This is a genomic window from Candidatus Desulfatibia sp. (genome assembly GCF_036446775.1).
GTDB lineage: Bacteria > Desulfobacterota > Desulfobacteria > Desulfobacterales > UBA11574 > Desulfatibia_A.
Genome location: NZ_JAZFTO010000110.1, coordinates 1 through 20,782, shown reverse-complemented (window position 1 = coordinate 20,782; position 20,782 = coordinate 1). Strand labels below are relative to the sequence as shown.

Genomic DNA, 20,782 nt, shown 5'->3' with positions numbered 1-20,782 from the left:
GATGATACTATCAGAGCGGTAAAAGCCGCCGTGGCGATGCAGCAAAAAGCAAAAGAGATCGACCGGGTCCTGGCAACCCAAAATGGACTTAGACTTAAAATTGGGATTGGTATTGCTACAGGAAGCGCGTTTTCAGGCATTATAGGCTCATTGAGGATAAAGGAGTTTACCTCCATAGGCATGCCGGTTAATATTGCCGCTCGACTGCAAGGAATGGCCAGGGCGGAGGAGATTCTTATTTGCGACACAACCTTTCAAAAGCTTTCCGGCAAGATAGATGCAAAACCCCTGCCTCCGGTGGCCGTCAAAGGGCTTGACGGACCCATTACCGTTTACAGGGTAAAATACTGAGACCTTTGAAAAACGCCCCCTTTTGCTCTCCGAGGCGTAGGCTCGCCTCTACGAGCCGGAGGCCCAATTCCGGCGCACGGTTAAGACCAATATGCTGAAAGCCGGCGTTGATATCTCCTGTTCGAATCCCTTTTTGATTTTTCGTGATCGGGAGAATATCTGCGTAGCCTTCTTTTCTTGACAAACCAGTATCTTAAAGCTAATATCAGCAGAACCCCAACCCGAACCATAGGAGCATCCCATGACACTCACAAAAGCCCACGTGATCGACGCCATAGCCAAAGCCAACGGATTTCCCCACAAGAAAGCATCCGAGACCGTCGAGACCCTCCTGGAAATCATCAAAGCAACGCTCGCATCCGCGAGGACGTCCTGGTAAGCGGATTCGGCAAGTTCTGTGTGAAACAGAAAGAGGAACGCAGGGGCAGAAATCCAGCAACAGGCGGTGATATGACGCTTGCGGCCAGGAAGGTTGTTACGTTCAGGTGTTCTGGGATATTGAGGGAGCAGATTAATAATACGTGAATCCAATTTTGACAGCCCTATTTTCCAATGCAACCCCTGATACTGCTGGTGCTTGCTCCTTAAAGAAAGGGTCAGAGGTTTAAATTATGCCTTGAAAATTGCTATCGAGACTTGATTTTGAGAATCTTATGGCGGGCTAAATAAAGTTTTGGATTGACGATTGCAAACCCCAATCTTTACCGCATGTGAGGTGGCCTGGATGCTTGATTCCACAAGCGTCTGATATTTATTGCTCTTACAGTCGCCTGTCATTGACAAAACAAAAACCTTTTTTCTCAGCCCAATTTAATCCCGCACATTCTCCTAATTCACAGGCCTTTTGCAAATCTTTACATGCACGATCTTCCCTGCCTAAATTCAGGTGGCTCATACCCCGGTTGTTGTAAGCAAAGGTAAAATTCGGGTTAAGTCTTAAGACCTGGCTATAATCCTCTATAGCTCGTTGATACTGGCCTAAATTAATATAGGCAAGCCCCCGGTTGTTGTAAGCATAAACATGCTTGGGGTCAAAACGGATGGCCTTGTCATAATCCTCTATGGCCTGTTGATACTGGCCTAAATTAAGATAGGCATTCCCCCGGTTGTAATATGCGTCGAAGTGGTTGGAATCGACTCTTACAGCCTGGCTATAATCCTCAATGGCTCGTTGATACTGGCCTAAATTAAAATAGGCATTCCCTCGGTTGTTGTAAGCATAAACATTATTTGGGTCAAGACGGATGGCTTTGTCATAAGCCTCTAAGGTAACACCAGGTCTTAAAAGAGCTGCGGTCAAGTTCCCGGCAGTATCTATCGCCGTTACCGGCATGGAATAAATAGGAACTGAAAATGCTAAAATTAATATTGCCCATAAAAACACTAACAATTTCTTCATTATTTACCTCCTTTAATGTTTGTTTAATTATTGACTTTTAACTCGAAGCTTTCAGTCCCTACCTTACGACAGGTTTGGCTTTGTCATGAAAATATTAACCTCTTATCCAAGGGATCCAATTTGATCTAAGTTTTTATTATGTCATTAGAACTACCCCCTTTCAATCTAAGACAATTTTTCAGAGAAATTATTCCAGAGAGTCATCGACCTCCGGCAAAGCCCTGACTGTTGGATACACTTACTGAGCATTTTTTCAAATAGCTTAATCATTTCTTTTGCTATTATAACAATGCTCCTCTTATCGTTTATTGTTTTTGCTTACGGATAAAAAAAGCCCGTCTCCAAAAGATGAGACAGGCATTCATTAAAACCGACTGGCAACCCCGCTACCCATCATTACCGGGCCGGAGGCTTTGCGTCCCAATCTTTCAAGAGGTTTGCCTTTTTCACAACTTATTTATTTTTATATTCTGATCTATATCGGCATAAAAAAAGAAACGTTTAGAAGTTTATGTCAAAAAATATGAATAATTTTAATCACAGGCTACATTGTGGTAATTTATGGCGGGTTGTATCGATGCCAAGGAGTTGTGAGATTGATAGATATATGGAATGTTACTGGGTCATTAGCTGAAAACACCATATCTTGAGCAAGAAAAGGCTTGTAAAAAGAACAGATATCTAATGATTCCAGAGCTATGTGATACTTAAAACCTATCTGGCGCTCAGTTTCAGCATTTTAATGAAAACCAGATCATCCCCCTCCCACTATATGTTGTATAATTTTGTTATGAAACAAGGCGGTCTTGAATTGACGATTTCTTGCCTGAATGTACACCAAGGAATTTATTGGGTCAATAGCAGATTCGGAACCCCAATCATGCCATAATGTGCAACACTGCAAACTTTTCTGTTTAAAAAAGTTCTTTACTTTCCCGAACCGAAATATTTAAATAAATAACAATTCTGACAACTTATAAGCGTTTTGGAGGTAAAAAATGAAAGCAATCGGCTACATTAGAGTGTCCACCGACGAACAGGCCAAGGAAGGAGTCAGCCTCGAAAACCAAGAGACCAAAATAGAGTTTGACAAGTATGATTCTATTTTAAAAGAAGTCGAAAAATTGGCGGATGAAAAAATGAGACCACTTGATTTACAAATTCTTTATATGTTGAAAAACCAATAACCAATAACGGATAACAACCAATTGAGTTTTAACTCAATTAATTTTAGTCTTTGAGTCTGACGGAACTGCCCGGTTTTATTTGGTCACCGGAAATAACAACAGCCTCAGCTTTGTCCTCAGAAACAGCGATTATCTCGACTTCACCTGTCTTTAGTCCGGGAACGGAAAACCGCTGGCCCTGGGCGCCCTGAAATACATTGCTGATGTCATAAACTTCAAGTATGTCACCTTGCTTCAGCCCGACTCTATTTCCCGATGATATGATTATTTCGTTGTCATTGACCGCTATTAGAAACCCTCTCCATGGTTGGAACTTAACGGCATCACACACCGCTTCGCTCATGCTGGATGCAATCTGCTCAAAAGCCTCTTTGAAAATTATTGCATTGGTCTCATTGTTTTTGCCCATCTCCTCGAAGTCCAGTTCCTCGACTTCAACTTCATGGATGAAATTTTCATCCAGAATCTTGGCGCCGGTTTCGGTGTCGTATACTGCTATTGCTACCTGCACCTGCACATATTCATAGGTGTCCTTAAACCAGAGCAGGCCTTTTTCTTTCTGATTACGACTGATCGAGATCAGCGTGCCGGTTACTATTGAATTCAGCCCCAGATTTCTGCCTGTTTTTGCCAGTTGAAAGTTGTCGATCCGTCCTGAGGCCTCTTTGTGCGGCTCAAGCAGATAATCAGGATGTTCGGCATCAGCCGGCTGCACCATCAGGATGCCGGAACATTCCTCTTTAATGTTTGCTGCAAGATAATTGACAAAGTTTTTGTCAAATTGTTGATCAGGAAATAACGTTTTGTTTTCAAACAGAGTTATGCCGATTTTTTTTGTTAAATTAGCATCCGGGGCTGATATATTACGGATCATTCCCTTGGTGGCCTTGGTGATGGTTGTAACAGGTGAACACCCTGTAATCAGCGTCAAAAAAATTATCCAAAATAACAATAGAACAACCGGGCGCACCCTTGGCGCAACAAATTGAAGACCCTGCAGCAAGCTGCAGGGAATCTTCGACTGTAAGGAATTCTGCCAATTTTTTGATTCGCTCGCTAACCCCGCAGCAAGCTGCGGGGAATGCGCTCGCTGTGGCAGTGCAATATTTTTAAACATCATTTTTCCCTTTCGTATACTGCGGTAACTTTGGTGGTAATACCGCCCCTTGCTGAAAAATCTCCAGCCACTTCCATAAATTTAGGGTCGAGTACCTTAACCAAATCATCCAGAATCCGATTAACCACATGCTCATAGAAAATTCCCACGTTTCTATACTGCAACAGATAAAATTTCAAAGATTTCAATTCAATAATCTTTTGGTTGGGTCTGTATCTAATTGTAATACACCCAAAATCTGGAAGGCCGGTCATGGGGCATACCGATGTATATTCGGGTTGTTTGATCACAATATCAATATCTCTTTGCAGGCGATATTGATAATCCAACGGATCAAGCATGTCGGTTTTAATAGTGTCCGGACTTTCTGTATTATTGATAGTCTTTTCAAACGACGACGGCATTTATTGCTCCATTAAGCTTTAATGTAATAGTTCAGCCACCAAGACACAAAGCCACTAAGATTATTGAACTAATTTAAATTGTCCGATTGGTTTTATGGGTTTAATTAGTTTTATTTGTTAACCAACCAAACCAATGGAACCAATTTAACCAATAAAACTGAATCATTAAGGTTTATAATTCAAACATGTTCTTTGTGCCTTTCAGCCGTCGTAGCTAAAGCTACTATGGGCGAAGTCGGCTTGTGTCTTAGTGGCTGCACCGAAAGCCTTTTACGAAACTATCAATAGATTATTAAGCAGCTAATGTCAAATAGACTGTTTAGCCTGGATTTTTCATGCAAAAATGCCTGGCCGGAGAATCTTGACAAGCATGTACTATTCTGATAACAGGTCAGAATTATTGCAAATAGGAATTTATTTCGTCATATAAAGCCACGTCCTATGGGCGTGTATTCTTTACAAAAAAGGTATGACAAATGGCATCTATGGATGAACAGATTTTAAAGGTAACCAAGGAAGTTGTCGTTAAGTTTATTGAGGCCGGAAGAGTCTCCCCGGCCGGCTTTAATGACACATTTAAAAATGTTTACAACACTGTCAAAGAGACAGTACAAGGTTCAGATAAAGCGCCTGAACCAGAGGATGAGACAGAAGCGTAATTAGGCTAATTCATTTCACCCCAACTCTTCCCGCTCTTCACATTCACCTTAAGCGGTACTTTGAGGGTCCAGATCCCTTGCATGGTTTCTTTTACAAGGCTTATCAAAGTCTCAAGCTCTTGGGGTGGAACTTCAAAGACAATCTCATCATGCACTGAAAGCAGCATGGCAGCTTTCAGACCTTTTTCCTCGAACCGAGCGTTTACCTTGATCATGGCAAGTTTGATAAGGTCCGCGGCCGTCCCCTGTATCGGCGTGTTGATGGCAGTACGTTCGGCAAACTCGCGGACGGTTTTATTGGAGCTGTTGATATCCGGCAAAAGCCTGATGCGACCGAGCAGTGTGCTGGTTTTTTGGGTCTTTCTGGCAAATTTGACGGTTTGTTCCATAAACTGTTTAACACCTTTGTATCTGGCAAAGTAGTTGTCTATATAAGTTTTTGCCATTTTCCGGCTGATTTCGAGTTCTTTGGAGAGGCCATAAGGGCTCATGCCGTAAACGATGCCAAAATTGATTACCTTGGCCTGCTGCCGAAGATCGCGTGTAATCAACAACGGAGACATCTGAAACACTTCAGCTGCAGTACGGTTATGGATGTCTTCATCATCCTTGAAGGCCTGTATCAAGATTTCATCATCGGCATAATGCGCCAGGATTCGCAATTCTATCTGAGAATAATCGGCGGAAACCAGTATCCATCCTTTTCTGGGCATAAAAGCCTTGCGAATTTCCATGCCTTCATCGGTGCGGATCGGAATGTTTTGAAGATTCGGACCCGAACTGCTCAATCGACCGGTAGCGGTAACCGTCTGATTGAATGATGTATGGATACGTCCGGTTTCCGCATGCATCAGATCCAGCAGAGCGTCCGTATACGTTGATTTTAGTTTGGCCAGAGTTCGATGTCTCAAAATCACCTCGGGAAGCTCGTGGTGGTCTGCAAGCACTGTCAAGACGTTAACATCTGTAGAATAGCCTGTTTTTTTTCTTGTTTTTTTCTGAACCGGCAGTTTCAGTTTTTCAAAAAGAATGTGTTCAAGCTGCCGGGATGACTTTATGTTGAATTTTTGCCCCGCTATTGAATATATCCGGTCTTCAAGCTTCTCAAGCTGATGTTCAAATGATTTTGAAAGCTGCCGCAGCCTCTCCTCGTCCACGCATATACCTGTCATTTCCATTGCCATCAAAACAGGCACAAGGGGCATTTCCACTTTTTTCATGAGCTCCGTCAGTTCTAATTCTTCCAGCAGAGGGGCAAGGATTTTAAAGGCTTTTAAGGTAATGTCCGCATCCTCGCAGGCATAGGGAACGGCTTTCTCCAGCGGCACCTGGGCAAAGCTGATGGCCTTTTTGCCTTTGCCGGTTACATCCTGGTAGGATATGGTCTTGTAATCCAGAAAATCGAGAGCAATCTGATCCAGGTTATGGGCTCGTTTGGAAGGATTAATCAGATAGGATGCCAGCATGGTATCAAAGAAAATGCCGGCGAGGTTGATGCCATAGCGCTTGAGAACTATCCAGTCGTATTTGATATTCTGGCCGATTTTTTTGATATTCGGGTTTTCCAGTACTGGTTTCAGGCGATTTAACACATCCGAGAGCTCAAGCTGCGGGGGTGCTTCCGGATATTCGTGGGCCAAAGGGATGTAAAAGGCTTTGTCAGGTTTCACTGCAAAAGACAGCCCCACAAGCGCCGCCTGCAGAGGGTTTTTGGATGTAGTTTCAGTGTCGACCGAGAGTATGCTGGTGGATTCAAGCAGGGTGACCAGATCAATAAGCATATCAATATCCAGCACCGCCTGGTACTGCTTTTGAGAAAGATCCGTTTGCTTGGCAAGCGCGTGCTGCAATTGCCTGAATTCCAGGTTTTTAAAAAGCTCGGCCAGCCGGGTATTGTCCGGGGCTTTGTATAGAAAAGTTTCAGGATCAAACGATAACGGCACCTTGGTGTCGATTGTAACCAGGTCTCTGCTCAGGTAAGCCTGTTCTTTGTTTTGGACGAGGTTTGCATGCTGTTTCTTTTTGGTAATCGTATCAACCTGCGCATATAACTGCGGCATGCTCCCGAAAGTTTTAATCAATGCAAGGGCCGTTTTCGGCCCGATTCCGGGTACACCGGGGATATTATCGGCTGCATCACCGGCAAGTCCCATGACATCGATCATCTGGTGCGGTTCCACTCCATAAGCCTCTCTGACGGCATCAAGATCCATGGTTTTATCCTTCATGGGATCCCAGACAATGGTTTTTTCGGATATGAGCTGCACGAAATCCTTGTCACCCGTAACCATAACAACAAAGAATCCGGCTTTTTCAGCCCAGCGTCCAAAAGTGCCGATAAGATCGTCCGCCTCATAACCCTGCATTTCAACGACCTTGATGTTGAATCCCCTGGTTACGTCCTTTATGTGCGGAATCTGAACCGACAAATCGTCCGGCATGGGAGGGCGATTCGCTTTGTAATCTTTGTAGATCTCATGTCTGAAGGTAGGGCCTTTGGCATCAAAAAACATAACCATATACTCCGGAGCTCGATCTTGAATAAGCTTTAAGAGCATGCGGGTAAATCCGAAAACAGCATTGGTAGGGAGACCTTTGGAGTTGGTTAAGCCCCGGATGGCATGATAGGCCCGGTAAATATAGGCGCTGCCGTCTACTAAATATAATGTTCTATTTTTACTCATAAGAATTCGGGTTTTGAATTGTGAAATAAAATCGTGTTACGATTTTATGAAACGCGGCTACGCCGCTTTGTTTTTCGAAAGTTTTACCATGCTTTTAAAGCGGGGTAAAACTTTCTCTATTTTTTTTAACTCTATTAGGGTATCATTTACAGCGTGAAACAGCAAGAATCTATGGAGGAGTCGCATTATGGAATCAGGGAGAATAATTACAGCAGACAATGAAATCAAAGAGATGCTCGAACAGACCAAGACCATAGCGATATTGGGTTTAAGCCCTAAACCGCAAAGAGATTCTTATATGGTCGCCAAATATCTTCAGGCGAAGGGGTACCGGATTATTCCGGTCCGGCCGGGCCAAAAGGAGATGCTGGGGGAAAAAGCATATGCTTTCCTTGACGATATCAAAGAGCCGGTCGATATGGTCGACGTCTTTAGAAATCCTGCCCAGTTAATGCCCCATGTGCACGAGGCGTTGCGCCTTAAGCCCAAAGCCTTCTGGATGCAATTGAATATCGAAAGCCGGGAGGCGGCAGACCTTTTAACGGCAGCCGGCATCAATGTTGTCATGAATCGCTGTACCAAGATAGAATATGACAGGTTATTTGATCGGTGAAGCGTCGCTTTAGACTTGCGAGCGGATGTACGTTATCCTATATATCGTGCGAAGCGATACTGGATACTGGATACTTGCTGAAGTGAAACGGAAATCCCGACTCGCCGGGGATGCTGGATAAATAAATAATAGAATTACCTTAATTTTAACCAGAATCCAGGAACCAGCATCCAGTATCTGCCAGTTTTTGCATCGAGGGCGATATAAAAAACTTAACCTAGATTTTGAGCTATTAAGCTATCAGAACATATAAGTCGAAATACAGAGAAAAACGCCGCAGAGCCCGGCAAAACAACTGCCACTGCTGCGACCGGTCTTTGCCTTTCTGTTGGAGATGCCGTTGTGGGTTCAGTATATGCCAGGACTGCATGCTGGAAAATCTCTGGGGAATGTCGTGTAACGGAATTACCTGGCAGTGCCCGGATTGCGGTGGGCAGAATGGATTTGGTAATCAGTAAAGATGATGGCGTCGTAAAAAGCCGAATTCATCTTGTTTTAGGGTAATAGTTCACCGCAGAGTCGCAGAGAGCGCAAAGGGTTATTTTTTTTTTGCTTTCCGCTGAGAGGCCGGAAAGCAAAAAGATCCATCCCATGCCGATTAGTACTCTATGAGCTTTAAACAACAGTTTTTTTCTGCCTCTCAGCAGAAAGAAAAATATTCATTGTCTTTGCGTCCTCTGCGACTCTGCGGTGAACTTTTAAGTTTTAGGTGTTAGCTCGGCCAGCCGGCGAGTTTTGTAGGGAAAGTCCGCTCTCTGAATATCTTCCAGGACGTCCCTTTTTTTCTGAATTCAAGCCGTTTGAACCTGTCGGAACGAAAAGTGTTGCTGCTGTAACTTTGCTTAAAATAGGCGAAAGCCTTGCGGCTATCAACTTGTTTTACTTTAAGGCCGGAAATCTTGATTGAAATCCATCGGTAATTCTTATTCAGCCTGCCTTTATAACTTTTCCAAGCGGCACGGTCTTTACCGCCGCTTTTGAATGCCGGGTGGTAATAGGCAATATAAGCATTCAGCTTTTTGCCCTCCCAGGCTTTACGCCACGACTTCACCAGTGAAGCAATGCGGGTTTTATCTTGCGAAACAGGGCGGGGTTTGGCTTTTGCACTGACGATGCTCACCTTCTTTTCATCCCACTCGCGCTTTACAAGCACCAGAAGGTTTTTACCCGGTCCGGCCAGGTACAGCCTGGACACCCCCTGAATATTGCCGGCCTCTTTTATGCGAACTGTGCCCGTGGCAACAACCCGTTCGCCAAAACCGAGCACGGTGAGTGAACTGAAGTCACTCTTTAAATGGGCGTATTTTTCAGGGACCATGGCTTTTTTGAAAAAAGGTATCAGTTCAGAAATATCTCTTTCTACGGTTTTGAAGCGGTAGGGAAGACGCTCTCCAATAATTACGGGGGTTTTTTTAAACTGAATGCGCTTATCCAGGTCCACTATATCATCATTGTTCAAAGCCACACAGCCATTGGTAGAAAAAGGTGAGATTTCCTTGTTGGAACCATGTACGAAGATTCCACTGCCGCCGTTGCCTTCGAACTTGTCAAAGACATCCGGATAGTTCAACCCAAAGGCCCTGTCGCCGAAGATCGTAATTTTATTATCCCGGTAGATCTTTGTGGTGAAATAAATGCCTTCCGGGGTCTTTTCGTCCTTTTCCCGTCTTTTTTTGCCTTGTTTTTCACCGGTTGCGGCTGAATAGCTTTTTATATGCTGGTAGCGGCCGTCATAACGATACAGGTGTACTTTCTGGATGGCCTTTTCCACCAGAATGAGATTGATAGGCTCGCTGCCGGCTTGATGATAAAGGATGGGGCCATCCCACAAACCATCGTTACTGCTCCGCTGCTTTACAGCTTTGGCAAAAACCATGCGGTCCGTCTCTTGGGAAGGAACCGGATGATCGCTGTCGGCCGAAAAGATTTTCAGACCTAAGCCCAGAAGCAATATTGTCGCTCCAAGGAGTATGCTAACAGTTGTCCAACTTTTTTTTGATGATTTTTTGCGGGTGCGCCGGTCAGCTTTTTTTCTCATAGCAAAGCAATGTTTTTATTGAACTGTAATACAGTAAATGTTTTCCGCTTTATAAAACGTTTGATCGACAATGTAGTCCTCAGCAGGGTTCAGGTCCAACACGATCCGCAGTTTTCCTGCTTTACGATGTAAATATGCTCGTACCTGTTTGACCAATCTGCCGTTTGCCGGAATTCTGAACGGCCCCCGCCAGGCAGCGGCATTCATAAAATCAAGCACAATCCTTGGTTTGTCCCCCTCAAATGTCCGGACTCTGGGGAGGGCGTATTTGTTGAGGGCGATAAAAACTTTTTCCCTCTCTTTTTCAATTTCAAATCTAATGCTTTTGACAACGGTTTTGCCGGTTGAAGACTTTTTTTCCTCCAAACCTTGTTGTTGTCGAGTTGCTTTTTGAGTTTTGGTATGGAGCTCAACAATATTCTCAGCTTCCGCTTGAGACCTGGTGTTGAGTTCAGCTACATTGTTAGCTTCCGTTGCTCCTGTCGCAGCTTCTTGATCCTCAACGCTCTGCTCTTCCTGATTTATTTTTTGAGTTTTGGTATTGAGCTCAACTATACTCTCAGTTTCCGCTTGAGACTTGGTATTGAACTCAGCTGTATTCTTAGCTTCCCCTTGAGATTTGGTATTAAGTTCAGCTACCTTGGCGCTGTGATCCGGCCGGCCGGACAGCACTAATGGTTTCCATTTTTCGGAGACGATTTGCCATGTAAAGCCCGTATCTACCATAACCAGCGTTTTTTCACCAATATCCGCAAACATGGGGTGACTATAACGTTGAATGAAACTGACAACAGCTTGTTTTCCCTCGATAAATACCCACAAATCAGATATTTCCACCTGGATGCTGCTGACTTGTTGAAAGAGCTTTGCTTTCTTCTCCCGCCACCTTTCAAGAGCGAGTCCCTTTGATTGAAATCTCGGGCTGTAGAACGACATGTAGGTGTCGATATCCCGGTTTTGCCAGGCCTCGCTCCATGCAAACACTTTTGCGCGAACAGCATCGATATTACCAGCAGACACGATACTTGTCAAGTATAACAGCGTTATACACAGAATCAGGATAGCTGCTGCTTTTTTCATGAGCAACCTTTTGAAGCCGAATTTCTCATGCAACCGACAGAATATCTTCCATCTCCTTTAAGCTGTTAATATAAAACTTGGCTGAAAGCGATTCGTTTTTATAGGCTACAAAAACTGCGTCTGCCGCCTTTGTCGCCATCTCATCCAGCTGCGAATCTCCGATATATAGTAATTGCGCAGAATCTATTTTAAAATATTCCATGATCCTGATCAGCGCAGCAGGGTCAGGTTTGGGGTGCGCTACATCACAGGCGCTGACAATTAAGTCAAAATATCCTTCAAGACCATGCTCGGTGATAATGCGGTCCATGGTGTCGGATCGATTTGTGGCCACAGCCGTTTTGTATTTAGGCTTGAGCTTCGCTAGCAAAGGCTTAAGGTGTGGCTCCATTTCCATGCAGCTTAAAAAAGGAAGATAACTCATTTGTTTTCGATAGGCTTGTGCCGCCTCAAAGCTCTTTGTCTCTGGAAACAGATGGGCAATTGACTGATCAGCAGTGTGCATATGGGAATAGGCAAGTTGTTGGGGGGTCATGGCCGGTCGGCCGAAATGTTCCAATATCTTATTATAATAAGCCATGTTGGCATTGATTGTGTCAAACATGACACCGTCACAGTCAAAAGCAACCACTTCAAAATTTCTCATAAAGACCTATTTTTTTTCAGTCTGCTTTGGTTCAAGAATATTGCCGTAAATACTGATTTGAATCAGCGGCTTTATTTTACTGTCTGTTTTCAGGGAGATCAATGTATAATAGTTGCCTTGCTCTTTTCTTACGTTTTCAACAGATAAGATATACCCCGTCCCTTGAAGATCCTGAGTTTCTTCCAATGTGTAGCGGATATTTTTTTGATTTGATGCCTGGGTACCTATAATTTTGAACGGGTATTTTTTTTCAGGAATTATTTGCACGACCGTCTTCAGCGGCTGTCCGGCATACCCCATCAGGCGGACTCTTTTAGGAGAAATGGAAACAAACTTTTCAACCTGGCCGCTGACTGTCAGGATCACCCGCCGATTTTTGGGGTCATTGGTTTTAACCGTTATATTTTTTTTAAGCCTCTGCCCCCCTTTGCCGTTAGTGGTAACTTTAATTCTGATTTTTCCCTCGCCGCCGGGAGGGATCTGTCTCGGGTAAGAGACAGCCGTACACCCTCAGTCAGTAGTGACCTTGTTAATCTTTAGGGTTGCATCGCCTTTGTTTTGCAGGATGAAATCATGCATGATTTCAGTGCCATCAACAACTTGTTTAAATGTATAATACCTTTCCGGGAAATAGACGGACGGCGATTTAGAGTCTTTTTGGCCGGCTCCGAAAGAGCCGGCTGCGGCAAACAGCATGCAAGTTGCAATGACAATAATAAATGATCTTTTGAGTTTCATCGCAAACAATCTTTTTTTTGCTTAATTGAAATTTTAAGTTGCATCTTATTGAAAGTCAAGGCGCAACTTTACAGCCGGAGTCACCCAGATCCACCCTTTTTACTATGGCTGTATCGGTATCCACCAGGCAGAAGCCGGGTAAACCGTCTTTTCCCATAATCTCTCCGGGATTCAGCAGGATGGTCTGATCAATATTTTTTTGCATGTATTCGTGGGAATGTCCGAAACAGACCAGCTTATAATTGCCGGTGCAGGCCAGGCCTTCTCCCACTGCTTCCTGATGGGTAAATGCCAGCTTAAAGCCTTCTATGTCCACCTGTCCGACAAGTCCATGAAAAGCAACATTTGTCATACTGGTCAGTGAAAACTTTGTCAACAGGTGTTGATCTCCGTCGTTGTTCCCGAAAACGCCGTGAACCGGAATTCCAGCATCATGCAGCTCTTTCAGCATAAAAGGTGCCACAAAATCACCGCAGTGAATTATCATGCCGGCATTTTCATTTTTTATGATTGCCAGGGCTTCACGCAATTTCCAGATATTATCGTGGCTATCACTCATTACGGCAACAATCACTTTTTAACCTCTTTTCTAATTAAATCGGATTACGATTTTACATTCATTTTAATAATTTAAAACTTTTCAATATTTTGTTTGCGCACATTTAAGGTAACACAAACGGCAATTAGTTCAAAGCAGAAATTAAAACGGCCAAGAGGCCAATAATCGACATTTTTTACTGTCCGCCGTGTCGCTATAATTTCAGGGTAAGCTTTAAGATCTCACGCTGAACCTGCTGTTGAAAAGGGGTGCGCTTAGGCCGCTAATATTGGGTTTGGGTGGCGGGATCATCGAACTGCCGGCGGTCTTTGCCGGAGCGTCTATGGCCGTATTTCTTAATGAAATTTTCCAAATGTGCAGTCTGATCTTCTGTAAGTTCACCAAATTGCACACAACATTGCCTTATTGCTAAAGAATTGCTTAGGAGTTTTTTGTCAGTTTTGAAATCTGCAATGGCTTTTGACTTTATCTTCCGCACATAAAGACCTGAGCCGGAATACAATATGTCAACTTTCAGCGGTCCGCATATTTGCTCTTCTTGGCCGATATACCTAAATGCAAAACCATCTCTGTTAATGTCTCGGATTGGGCCTATTTTTTTGTAATGGTCTGATTTGACGGATGCAAATGCACCGCCCCTTAATTTAAATCGATCTCGTTTCCTCCTTTCGATAAAATCTTTTCTATCCATCATGGTAGCTCCCTTAATTGTAATCCAGCTACAATTTGCATGCCAAATGTCGGTTTTCGTTCATTGAAATATTCAAAGCGCTTATGTTACGAGGACTTACGAGGGTTCTTTGAACGGATTTGATAGGCTGTTTACAATGGACGGCAATAAAAATTGCACATAAAAATGTGCATAAGGCAGAATTTTGTGTGCAACCCCAAAAAATGAAAGGGGCGGTGGAATCAATTCCCCGCCCCCGATTCTTTTGCCTTACAGAGTACCAGGTATCATAGTCTTAAAGCGATCTCCTTAAAGGATGGCCTGGATCTTATTGCGCTCAATGAGTTTGAGCGTAGTTTCGCTATTTTTCAGGTCGGTCGTCAACATGGCCGCAAGCCCTTTGTTCAACGGGGCATATGACATTTTTTTTGTCGAACTTGACGGTCGTTTTACATCATAAAGAAAGGGTCGACATCTGCGATGACCTTAATGCTTCGGCTGCTGATTTTTGCCCTGTTCTCAAACAGTATTTGCTGAAGAAAGCGGTGCAGAGGGCCTACTTTCAGCCCCTTTAAAAGGATCTGCCAGCGGAAGTGTTTTGCGACCCGCGGAAGTGCGGCTTCAATGGGCCCCAAAACTTGCACGTACTTTAAAAAAGTGGTGTCGTTTCTTAAAAGATCATGACAAAGATCACCTATGGCCAGAGCATGTTGTCGCGTTTTTTCCTTGTTTTTTCCAGAAATTTTAAGCTGCACCATGCGTGCAAAAGGAGGGTAGTTCAGCGATTTCCGAAAATGTATTTCCTGGTGGTAAAACTTTTTAAAGTCCTGGTCCGTGGCCGACAATATGCTGAAATGGTCCGGGTTATAGGTCTGAAGAATCACGCGGCCGGGAACTTTTCCCCGCCCGGATCTTCCCGAAACCTGGGCCAAAAGCTGAAATGTGCGTTCACTGGCTCGAAAATCCGGAAAGTTTAAGGATAAATCGGCACAGATTATGCCGACCAGGGTAATATTGGGGAAATCATGACCCTTGGCAACCATTTGGGTGCCGACAAGTATATCGATGGTTTGATTTCTCAAGCCTTTTAGAATTTTTAAGATGGAGCCCTTGCGCACGGTGGTATCGCGATCCATCCTGGCTACCCGCGCATCCGGGAAAAGGGCCTTGACGGCCGCCTCCACTTTCTCAGTGCCAAGGCCCAGCAGGCTGATTTTATTAGAGCCGCAGCTTAAGCAATTTGAGGTCGCCGCCAGTGTAAATCCGCAGTAATGACACTTATAGGCACGGGCACCCTGGTGCAGTGTCAGGGAAATATCGCAATTTTTGCATCTTATGGCTTCGCCGCAAGCCCAGCAGACCGGGTAGCTGGCAAAACCTCGGCGATTCAAAAAAAGTAGAACCTGCTTGCCGTGCTCAAGAGTCTCTTTGATGGCGGTATGGAGCTGGGGAGTGATAAAACGTCTGATCCCCCGTGTATCCCTATATTTGCGGAGGTCGACGACGGTAATTTCAGGCATAGGTCGTTGTTCGACACGCTGTTTTAATGTAACTTGTGTGAATTTAGCTTTAGTAACGTTATAGTATGACTGAATCGAAGGCGTAGCAGACCCCAGCAGGGCCACACAATTATGAAGTTTGGCCCTCACCACGGCAAGATCTCTGGCATTGTATCGCAAACCGCTATCTTGCTTGTAGGATGTGTCGTGTTCCTCATCTACGATGATAATACCGATATCTGCAAACGGCGCAAAGATGGCAGATCTGGCTCCGATGGCAATAGTCACTTCTTGACGCGCGATTCGTAGCCACTGATCATAACGCTCTCCCGCAGAAAGTCCGCTATGCAGAATCGCAACACATTCACCAAACCGGGCCCGGAAGCGTCTCTCCATCTGGGAAATAAGTGCAATTTCCGGTACCAGGACCAGTACGCATAAACCACGTTGCACAGCCTCGGCGGCCAAGTGCAGGTAAACCTCTGTTTTGCCGCTGCCGGTAACGCCGGCCAACAGACAGGTAGCAAATCCTTGGCCCAGCAAGCTTAATACCTTTGAAATTGCGTTTTGCTGTTCGTTGTTAAGTATATGAGCCGTGTCGGGTCTGATCGGTTCGCCAAACGGATCCCGATAGACCTTTTTCTGCAATATCGAGACATATCCGCCTTTTTCCAAAGAATTGATTATTCTGGGCGCAGACGGTACCAATGCTTTTAATCTTTGAACCGAGATTTCACCTTCATCTTGGATGGCAGCCATAATCTTTTTGCTGGCCCTGGATAGCTTTTTGAAAGAAACATCCGAGCCGGGCATAGCGACATACCGTTCCATCTTGGCTTTGACGGTTTGACCTTTAAGTTTGCGTTTGCCGGCAATCAGCCCGCGACGCTCCAGGTCGTAAATTAGAGCATTGGGAACATCCTGTTTGAGAGTGCGGCCGAGATCTTTGCGGCGCAAAGGGTTGATTTGAAGCAAATTTAAGATTTCATATTCCAGAGGTGTCACCGCATTCTTGTCGGCATAAAGGATCTGCTCACCTTTTTTAGTAACAGCAAGCGTAACAAAATCGTAAAGATTTAAGCCGCCGGGCAGGGCGGTTTTGATGACATCTCCAATCGGATGCAAGTAATAATCTGCAACCCATTTGAAAAACGGTATCATAGACGCTGGAAAAAGCGGCTTTTCATCAAGGACATCCAGGATAGTCTTTAAATCTTTCTGATAGTTATCCTGGCTATCACCAAGGATATATCCCGTTACCCGGCGCCGGCCAAAAGGGACCAGCACTCTTTTCCCGACAGATACCAGGTCCGCAAGATTTTCAGGTACACTGTAAGTGAATGTGTTGTATACCGGAAGGGCTATGGCTACGTCTATATTGGTAGAAGATGATGTCATGCCGTCTTTTATTTTTTATAACCAGAATAAATTCTTCATAAGAGATGCGGGTTAATCCTTTTCCCTTGACACAAAGCGTGTTTTTCTATAGGCTTTAGTTATCAAAACATCCGTAAAAATTCTATATTTTAATAGTGCCGGGTAGGAAATAAAAATCTTAAAACGTGATGAATGCGATTTTTTTTGCGAATTCATCAAAACATAGCGCCATTATGAACATTTTTCAACCTGTGAGCATCCGTAAAAAACGCGCGACTTTTGAAAGCGGAGATTGATTCAATAAAAGACGGATGATGTTTTAAAGGAGGAGAAGGATATGCGAAAAATTACCAAGCGATCGATAGCCTTTTTTCTAATTGCCGCCCTGGTTTTTGTTCCATTTGCCACAACCGCCGCTGCGGCCGGCCAGACGCAAGACGATGAAATCAGCGGCGGAGCCATGGCGATCGATTTTTTGATTGTCCGGCCGGTGGGTATCGTCTCTGTGGTTTTGGGTACGGCCGTGTTTATAGTATCGCTCCCCTTTTCAGCCCTCGGAGGAAATGCCGGCAGCGCTTTCAACAAATTAGTAGCAGCACCCTTCAGTTTTACCTTTACACGAAAACTTGGACATTTTGAAGAACTGAAGCGAGGAGGTTATTAGACTACATAATTCCGGGTATTATCTTTCTGGCAGTAGCAGTGCTATTAACGATGCGTTTTTTTAAAACTTCTGTAAAAGCCAAATCTTTTTGCCTTTTCGGCCTTTGGCCGCAAATTCAAACCAACTGCATTGCGGATGGTCTGAGACCTTTGAGAAACGCCCCCTTTTGCTCTCCGAGCCGGAGGCCCAATTCCGGCGTCCGGCTCAAATTTTAATCCTCGAATTTCGCATACCCAACAGAGAATCCATAAGATGCAAGGAGGAAAAATGGTAGCCTTAAAAAGTCATGGGATTGACGATTTAACTCAGTTTGCCATGGACGTGATACGGCGCTCAGGAGAGGAGGCGCTTTTATATTATGGTAAAGGAAATCCGCATATTAAATTTGATGAGGAACTTGTTACCGAGGCCGATTTACACATGATGAAATTTTTTGAAGACCAGCTTAACGCTCATTTTCCTAAGCATCAGGTATTTAAAAACAACCAGACAAACCAGGAATACACCCATGATGAAAAGCGCTACCTCTGGATTTTTGACCCTTTAGACGGTGTTGCCAATTTTCAAGCCGGCATTCCCCTCTGGGGTATTTCCCTGGCGCTTATCGAAAATTTCTGGCCCATTTTCGGCGTGTTTTATATGCCGGCAACCGGTGATCTTTTTCACGCCCGGGCCGATCAAAAAGCCTATCTGGACAAAGATGAAATCCACATCTCAGATCAACAGAATATCAACAATGAAAGTCTTCTTTTCACCTACTCCCGGTTTCACCATAGTTATCGTTCGACATTTCCGGGTAAAATCCGCGATTTAGGCTGCACCGGCGCCCACATATGTTATGTGGCCATGGGTCGTGCCGAAGCGGCGATTATTGCCAACGAGTCTTATCAGGATCTTGCGGCCGCCGGTATTATCCTTGAAGCGGCCGGCGGCAAGATCTGCAAAATGGATGGAAGCGATTTTTATCTCAACGAACACCTTGATGGACAAAAAATCAAGGATCATCTGCTGGTCATGGCCCCCGACTTATATTCCCAAGTTCGAAATTGTTTACAGGAAGTATCCTAATTAGTGTCCATCCATGAAACCAAAATAAACATGATTTGTGTCCGTAGTCCATTGTCCGTGGTCAGTTGTATTCGCATTTTTAAATGCTTAGATCGAGCATAGGTTTCAACGATGGTGTTTTCACATCTGCTAGAATTTGCAGCATTTTATATCCGATACTACGGACAACTATCAACGGACATTACCCCCAAGTAACTCAATCGGAACATATTTATGGAAACAGCTATAGAAGGAGGTAAATGTGATTGCGCGGATCGATCATATTTCCATAGCAGTTAAAAATTACGAAAAAGCCCGCTTTTTTTTCCAGGACATATTAGGAGCCGTGCCCGGTGCCGGTGCCGATAATCATGATAAAAATTTTTTCTGGCAAATCTTTTCGCTGGGAGATCTTTCACGCTTCGAGCTGATCTATCCTACCGGTCCGGACGGGCTTTTAAAAAAATTTTTAAAAAATAACAAAGCAGGCGGTTTTCATCATCTTACATTGCAAACACCGGATATTCAAAAAGTCCAACAAACCCTTGAAAAGCATAATATCCCGTATTTCGGACATAAAGAATACGGCAATATTTGGAAAGAGATCTTTATCCATCCTAAGGACGCTTTCGGTGTTCTGATTCAGATTGCTCAGTTTAACCCGGACGTCTGGCTGAATGCATCCGTAACATTCTCAAAGCGCGAGAAATGGAGAGTGGAAAAAACTAAGACGGGGTGCAAATTAAGCTTTGCACATCCCGGAGGAGGAAAGGTCGCTTTTGAAATAACTCCAGGGGACATCAAAAAGCTGATCCGGGAACTTGAGGAATGCTGCTGACCTTCATCAGCCATTAAGTAGCTGCTTGTATCTTTTCGAGCAGAATTTCCGGCAGGGGTCTGGCTTTCCACTTATGATCGATGGCCACGAAGGTGACACTCCCTTCGGCCAGCAGTTGGGTTTCGGAAGGGCGGTAAAATTTAAACTGAAAAACGATGGACTTTTCTTTAATATCTTGTACGGAAGTGTGCATCTCCAGCAGGTCGCCATAGCGTGCCGGTGCCAGAAAGCGGCAATCAGCCGCCACTTTGGGCATGCCGAATTTTTCCTGCTGGTTGCGAAAAAAAGTTTCAGGGGGGATGTCTATATGGCGGAGGAACTCCTCGATGCCCTTGTGAAAATATCTGAAATAGCTGACAAAATAGGCTACGCCGTAGGGGTCGGTATCGCCAAAGCGAACGCGTACCTCAGTCTTGTGGGAAAGCATATTGCACCTCCTGAAATTTGATGGCGTCGTAAAAAGTCGGGTTAAAGTGATTCATGCAAAATAACATCATTCCCTGAAATTGCCAGCAGCAGCCCCCGCCGATTGGTCGATTTGGCCACCCGCACCCACTTTTCTTCACTCAGGCCGCGCGCCAGGGTGGTGAGCAAAAGAGCATCTTCCAGTTTGCTGCTCCTTTTCAGGAACATGAACTGCCGATGGTTGGTGAAAGCAAAAAGAAGCTGCCCGTTGGACAGCAGAAAATTATAATCTCCCGGATACTGATCGATCATTTGGGCCGTACTATCTAACAGGGCCTGGAAAAGAGTCGTTAGCTCCCTTGTTTGGTGCGGACGGTCTTCCATATGGTCTCGCAGATATTCAAAAGTCCTGGCCGAATCACTCACCGCTTTTTCAATGGTAACACCGCGGCTTTGGTAGGATTCAATGGCCGGTGCTTTGCCGTTATGCGCAAAGATCCAGTTATGGCCTCCGAATTTTAGAACAAAGGGATGTGCGTGGCATTCATCCACAGGGCCGCTGGTCTGCAAGCGAACATGACAGATGATAACTCTGCTTTTTATTACCCGGGCCAGTCTCTGGAAGCTGTCGTGAAGGTGTCCTGAGTAGTAGACTTGTTTTGCCGTTTTTTCAACCAAGGCCTGGTGCTTCCTGAAGTAGCCGATACCCCAGCCGTCCATGTTTTTTTGGGCCCGGGCCGCAAAAACAGGCAGGGATTTTGGAGCCGAGTCATCCCTTCTGGCAGAAAAGGCAAAAAGATCACACAT

20 protein-coding genes, 1 pseudogene and 1 riboswitch are annotated in these 20,782 nt (G+C 44.6%); of the genes and pseudogenes, 8 read left to right on the top strand and 13 right to left on the bottom strand.

The window, feature by feature from the left end; translation table 11 throughout:
- Both V3S16_RS05310 and V3S16_RS05305 read left to right on the top strand, forming a co-directional pair.
- Positions 1-351, top strand: a 351-nt coding sequence (locus V3S16_RS05310) for an adenylate/guanylate cyclase domain-containing protein (RefSeq protein WP_413883635.1), incomplete at its 5' end; no start/stop codon positions are given.
- Positions 352-592: 241 nt separating this feature from the next.
- Positions 593-876, top strand: a pseudogene (locus V3S16_RS05305) (integration host factor subunit alpha).
- Between the two features lie 235 nt (positions 877-1,111).
- Here the strand turns inward: V3S16_RS05305 and V3S16_RS05300 are convergent.
- Positions 1,112-1,750, bottom strand: coding sequence for a tetratricopeptide repeat protein (locus V3S16_RS05300; RefSeq protein WP_413883634.1), 639 nt, complete (start codon positions 1,748-1,750; stop codon positions 1,112-1,114).
- A 373-nt stretch (positions 1,751-2,123) separates the two neighbouring features.
- Positions 2,124-2,202, bottom strand: a riboswitch (cyclic di-GMP riboswitch).
- 546 nt (positions 2,203-2,748) lie between these two features.
- Here V3S16_RS05300 and V3S16_RS05295 point away from each other — a divergent pair.
- Positions 2,749-2,937, top strand: a complete 189-nt coding sequence (locus V3S16_RS05295) for a hypothetical protein (protein ID WP_413883633.1) — start codon at positions 2,749-2,751, stop codon at positions 2,935-2,937.
- Between the two features lie 43 nt (positions 2,938-2,980).
- Here V3S16_RS05295 and V3S16_RS05290 read toward each other — a convergent pair whose 3' ends face one another.
- A complete protein-coding gene (locus tag V3S16_RS05290) occupies positions 2,981-3,868 on the bottom strand; it encodes a hypothetical protein (protein ID WP_413883632.1) in 888 nt (295 codons plus the stop codon).
- 185 nt (positions 3,869-4,053) lie between these two features.
- Entirely contained in the window at positions 4,054-4,458 is a 405-nt protein-coding gene (gene queF, locus V3S16_RS05285) for a preQ(1) synthase (protein ID WP_413883631.1), read from the bottom strand.
- A 476-nt stretch (positions 4,459-4,934) separates the two neighbouring features.
- On the opposite strand from queF, the gene V3S16_RS05280 reads away from it, so the two are divergent.
- Positions 4,935-5,117, top strand: coding sequence for a hypothetical protein (locus V3S16_RS05280; protein ID WP_413883630.1), 183 nt, complete (start codon positions 4,935-4,937; stop codon positions 5,115-5,117).
- A gap of 5 nt (positions 5,118-5,122) precedes the next feature.
- Here the strand turns inward: V3S16_RS05280 and polA are convergent, their stop codons facing one another.
- Positions 5,123-7,801, bottom strand: a complete 2,679-nt coding sequence (gene polA, locus V3S16_RS05275; protein WP_413883629.1) for a DNA polymerase I — start codon at positions 7,799-7,801, stop codon at positions 5,123-5,125.
- A 187-nt stretch (positions 7,802-7,988) separates the two neighbouring features.
- On the opposite strand from polA, the gene V3S16_RS05270 reads away from it, so the two are divergent.
- Positions 7,989-8,414: a CoA-binding protein gene (locus V3S16_RS05270; protein ID WP_413883628.1), complete on the top strand. Its 426-nt coding sequence runs from the start codon at positions 7,989-7,991 to the stop codon at positions 8,412-8,414.
- Positions 8,415-9,126: 712 nt separating this feature from the next.
- On the opposite strand, the gene V3S16_RS05265 is transcribed toward V3S16_RS05270, so the two are convergent.
- From V3S16_RS05265 to priA, 7 genes are all read right to left on the bottom strand, one after another.
- Positions 9,127-10,452 carry a L,D-transpeptidase family protein gene (locus V3S16_RS05265; protein ID WP_413883627.1) on the bottom strand — a complete coding sequence of 442 codons (1,326 nt, stop codon included), beginning with the start codon at positions 10,450-10,452 and terminating at the stop codon, positions 9,127-9,129.
- A gap of 15 nt (positions 10,453-10,467) precedes the next feature.
- On the bottom strand, positions 10,468-11,532 hold the full coding sequence (locus tag V3S16_RS05260; RefSeq protein WP_413883626.1) for an AMIN domain-containing protein: 1,065 nt from the start codon (positions 11,530-11,532) through the stop codon (positions 10,468-10,470).
- Between the two features lie 25 nt (positions 11,533-11,557).
- Positions 11,558-12,178 (bottom strand): HAD family hydrolase, encoded by a 621-nt coding sequence (locus tag V3S16_RS05255; RefSeq protein WP_413883625.1) that lies wholly within the window; start codon positions 12,176-12,178, stop codon positions 11,558-11,560.
- A 6-nt stretch (positions 12,179-12,184) separates the two neighbouring features.
- Positions 12,185-12,916: an OS_HP2 family (seleno)protein gene (locus V3S16_RS05250; RefSeq protein WP_413883624.1), complete on the bottom strand. Its 732-nt coding sequence runs from the start codon at positions 12,914-12,916 to the stop codon at positions 12,185-12,187.
- A gap of 55 nt (positions 12,917-12,971) precedes the next feature.
- Complete coding sequence (locus V3S16_RS05245; RefSeq protein ID WP_413883623.1) at positions 12,972-13,490, bottom strand: metallophosphoesterase family protein; 519 nt, start codon at positions 13,488-13,490, stop codon at positions 12,972-12,974.
- 247 nt (positions 13,491-13,737) lie between these two features.
- Positions 13,738-14,169 carry a hypothetical protein gene (locus tag V3S16_RS05240; protein WP_413883622.1) on the bottom strand — a complete coding sequence of 144 codons (432 nt, stop codon included), beginning with the start codon at positions 14,167-14,169 and terminating at the stop codon, positions 13,738-13,740.
- A gap of 425 nt (positions 14,170-14,594) precedes the next feature.
- Positions 14,595-17,042 (bottom strand): primosomal protein N', encoded by a 2,448-nt coding sequence (gene priA / locus V3S16_RS05235; protein WP_413883621.1) that lies wholly within the window; start codon positions 17,040-17,042, stop codon positions 14,595-14,597.
- A 316-nt stretch (positions 17,043-17,358) separates the two neighbouring features.
- Here priA and V3S16_RS05230 point away from each other — a divergent pair, with 316 nt between their 5' ends.
- The 3 genes from V3S16_RS05230 to V3S16_RS05220 all read left to right on the top strand — a co-directional run bounded on the left by V3S16_RS05230 (position 17,359) and on the right by V3S16_RS05220 (position 19,570).
- Positions 17,359-17,685, top strand: coding sequence for a hypothetical protein (locus V3S16_RS05230; RefSeq protein WP_413883620.1), 327 nt, complete (start codon positions 17,359-17,361; stop codon positions 17,683-17,685).
- Between the two features lie 267 nt (positions 17,686-17,952).
- On the top strand, positions 17,953-18,753 hold the full coding sequence (locus V3S16_RS05225; protein ID WP_413883619.1) for an inositol monophosphatase family protein: 801 nt from the start codon (positions 17,953-17,955) through the stop codon (positions 18,751-18,753).
- 241 nt (positions 18,754-18,994) lie between these two features.
- A complete protein-coding gene (locus V3S16_RS05220; protein ID WP_413883618.1) occupies positions 18,995-19,570 on the top strand; it encodes a VOC family protein in 576 nt (191 codons plus the stop codon).
- Positions 19,571-19,583: 13 nt separating this feature from the next.
- On the opposite strand, the gene V3S16_RS05215 is transcribed toward V3S16_RS05220, so the two are convergent.
- The gene (locus V3S16_RS05215) at positions 19,584-19,997 is read right to left on the bottom strand and encodes an acyl-CoA thioesterase (RefSeq protein ID WP_413883617.1); all 414 of its coding nucleotides are present in this window, start codon (positions 19,995-19,997) and stop codon (positions 19,584-19,586) included.
- Between the two features lie 41 nt (positions 19,998-20,038).
- A partial coding sequence (locus tag V3S16_RS05210) for a class II glutamine amidotransferase (protein WP_413883616.1) occupies positions 20,039-20,782 on the bottom strand: 744 nt, incomplete at its 5' end.

Excerpts from the sequence above, each read along its gene's own strand:
- V3S16_RS05300 (WP_413883634.1), bottom strand. The coding sequence starts at position 1,750 with ATGAAGAAATTGTTAGTGTTTTTATGGGCAATATTAATTTTAGCATTT.
- V3S16_RS05295 (WP_413883633.1), top strand. The coding sequence starts at position 2,749 with ATGAAAGCAATCGGCTACATTAGAGTGTCCACCGACGAACAGGCCAAG.
- queF (WP_413883631.1), bottom strand. The coding sequence starts at position 4,458 with ATGCCGTCGTCGTTTGAAAAGACTATCAATAATACAGAAAGTCCGGAC.
- V3S16_RS05280 (WP_413883630.1), top strand. The coding sequence starts at position 4,935 with ATGGCATCTATGGATGAACAGATTTTAAAGGTAACCAAGGAAGTTGTC.
- polA (WP_413883629.1), bottom strand. The coding sequence starts at position 7,801 with ATGAGTAAAAATAGAACATTATATTTAGTAGACGGCAGCGCCTATATT.
- V3S16_RS05270 (WP_413883628.1), top strand. The coding sequence starts at position 7,989 with ATGGAATCAGGGAGAATAATTACAGCAGACAATGAAATCAAAGAGATG.
- V3S16_RS05265 (WP_413883627.1), bottom strand. The coding sequence starts at position 10,452 with ATGAGAAAAAAAGCTGACCGGCGCACCCGCAAAAAATCATCAAAAAAA.
- V3S16_RS05260 (WP_413883626.1), bottom strand. The coding sequence starts at position 11,532 with ATGAAAAAAGCAGCAGCTATCCTGATTCTGTGTATAACGCTGTTATAC.
- V3S16_RS05255 (WP_413883625.1), bottom strand. The coding sequence starts at position 12,178 with ATGAGAAATTTTGAAGTGGTTGCTTTTGACTGTGACGGTGTCATGTTT.
- V3S16_RS05240 (WP_413883622.1), bottom strand. The coding sequence starts at position 14,169 with ATGATGGATAGAAAAGATTTTATCGAAAGGAGGAAACGAGATCGATTT.
- priA (WP_413883621.1), bottom strand. The coding sequence starts at position 17,042 with ATGACATCATCTTCTACCAATATAGACGTAGCCATAGCCCTTCCGGTA.
- V3S16_RS05230 (WP_413883620.1), top strand. The coding sequence starts at position 17,359 with ATGCGAAAAATTACCAAGCGATCGATAGCCTTTTTTCTAATTGCCGCC.
- V3S16_RS05225 (WP_413883619.1), top strand. The coding sequence starts at position 17,953 with ATGGTAGCCTTAAAAAGTCATGGGATTGACGATTTAACTCAGTTTGCC.
- V3S16_RS05215 (WP_413883617.1), bottom strand. The coding sequence starts at position 19,997 with ATGCTTTCCCACAAGACTGAGGTACGCGTTCGCTTTGGCGATACCGAC.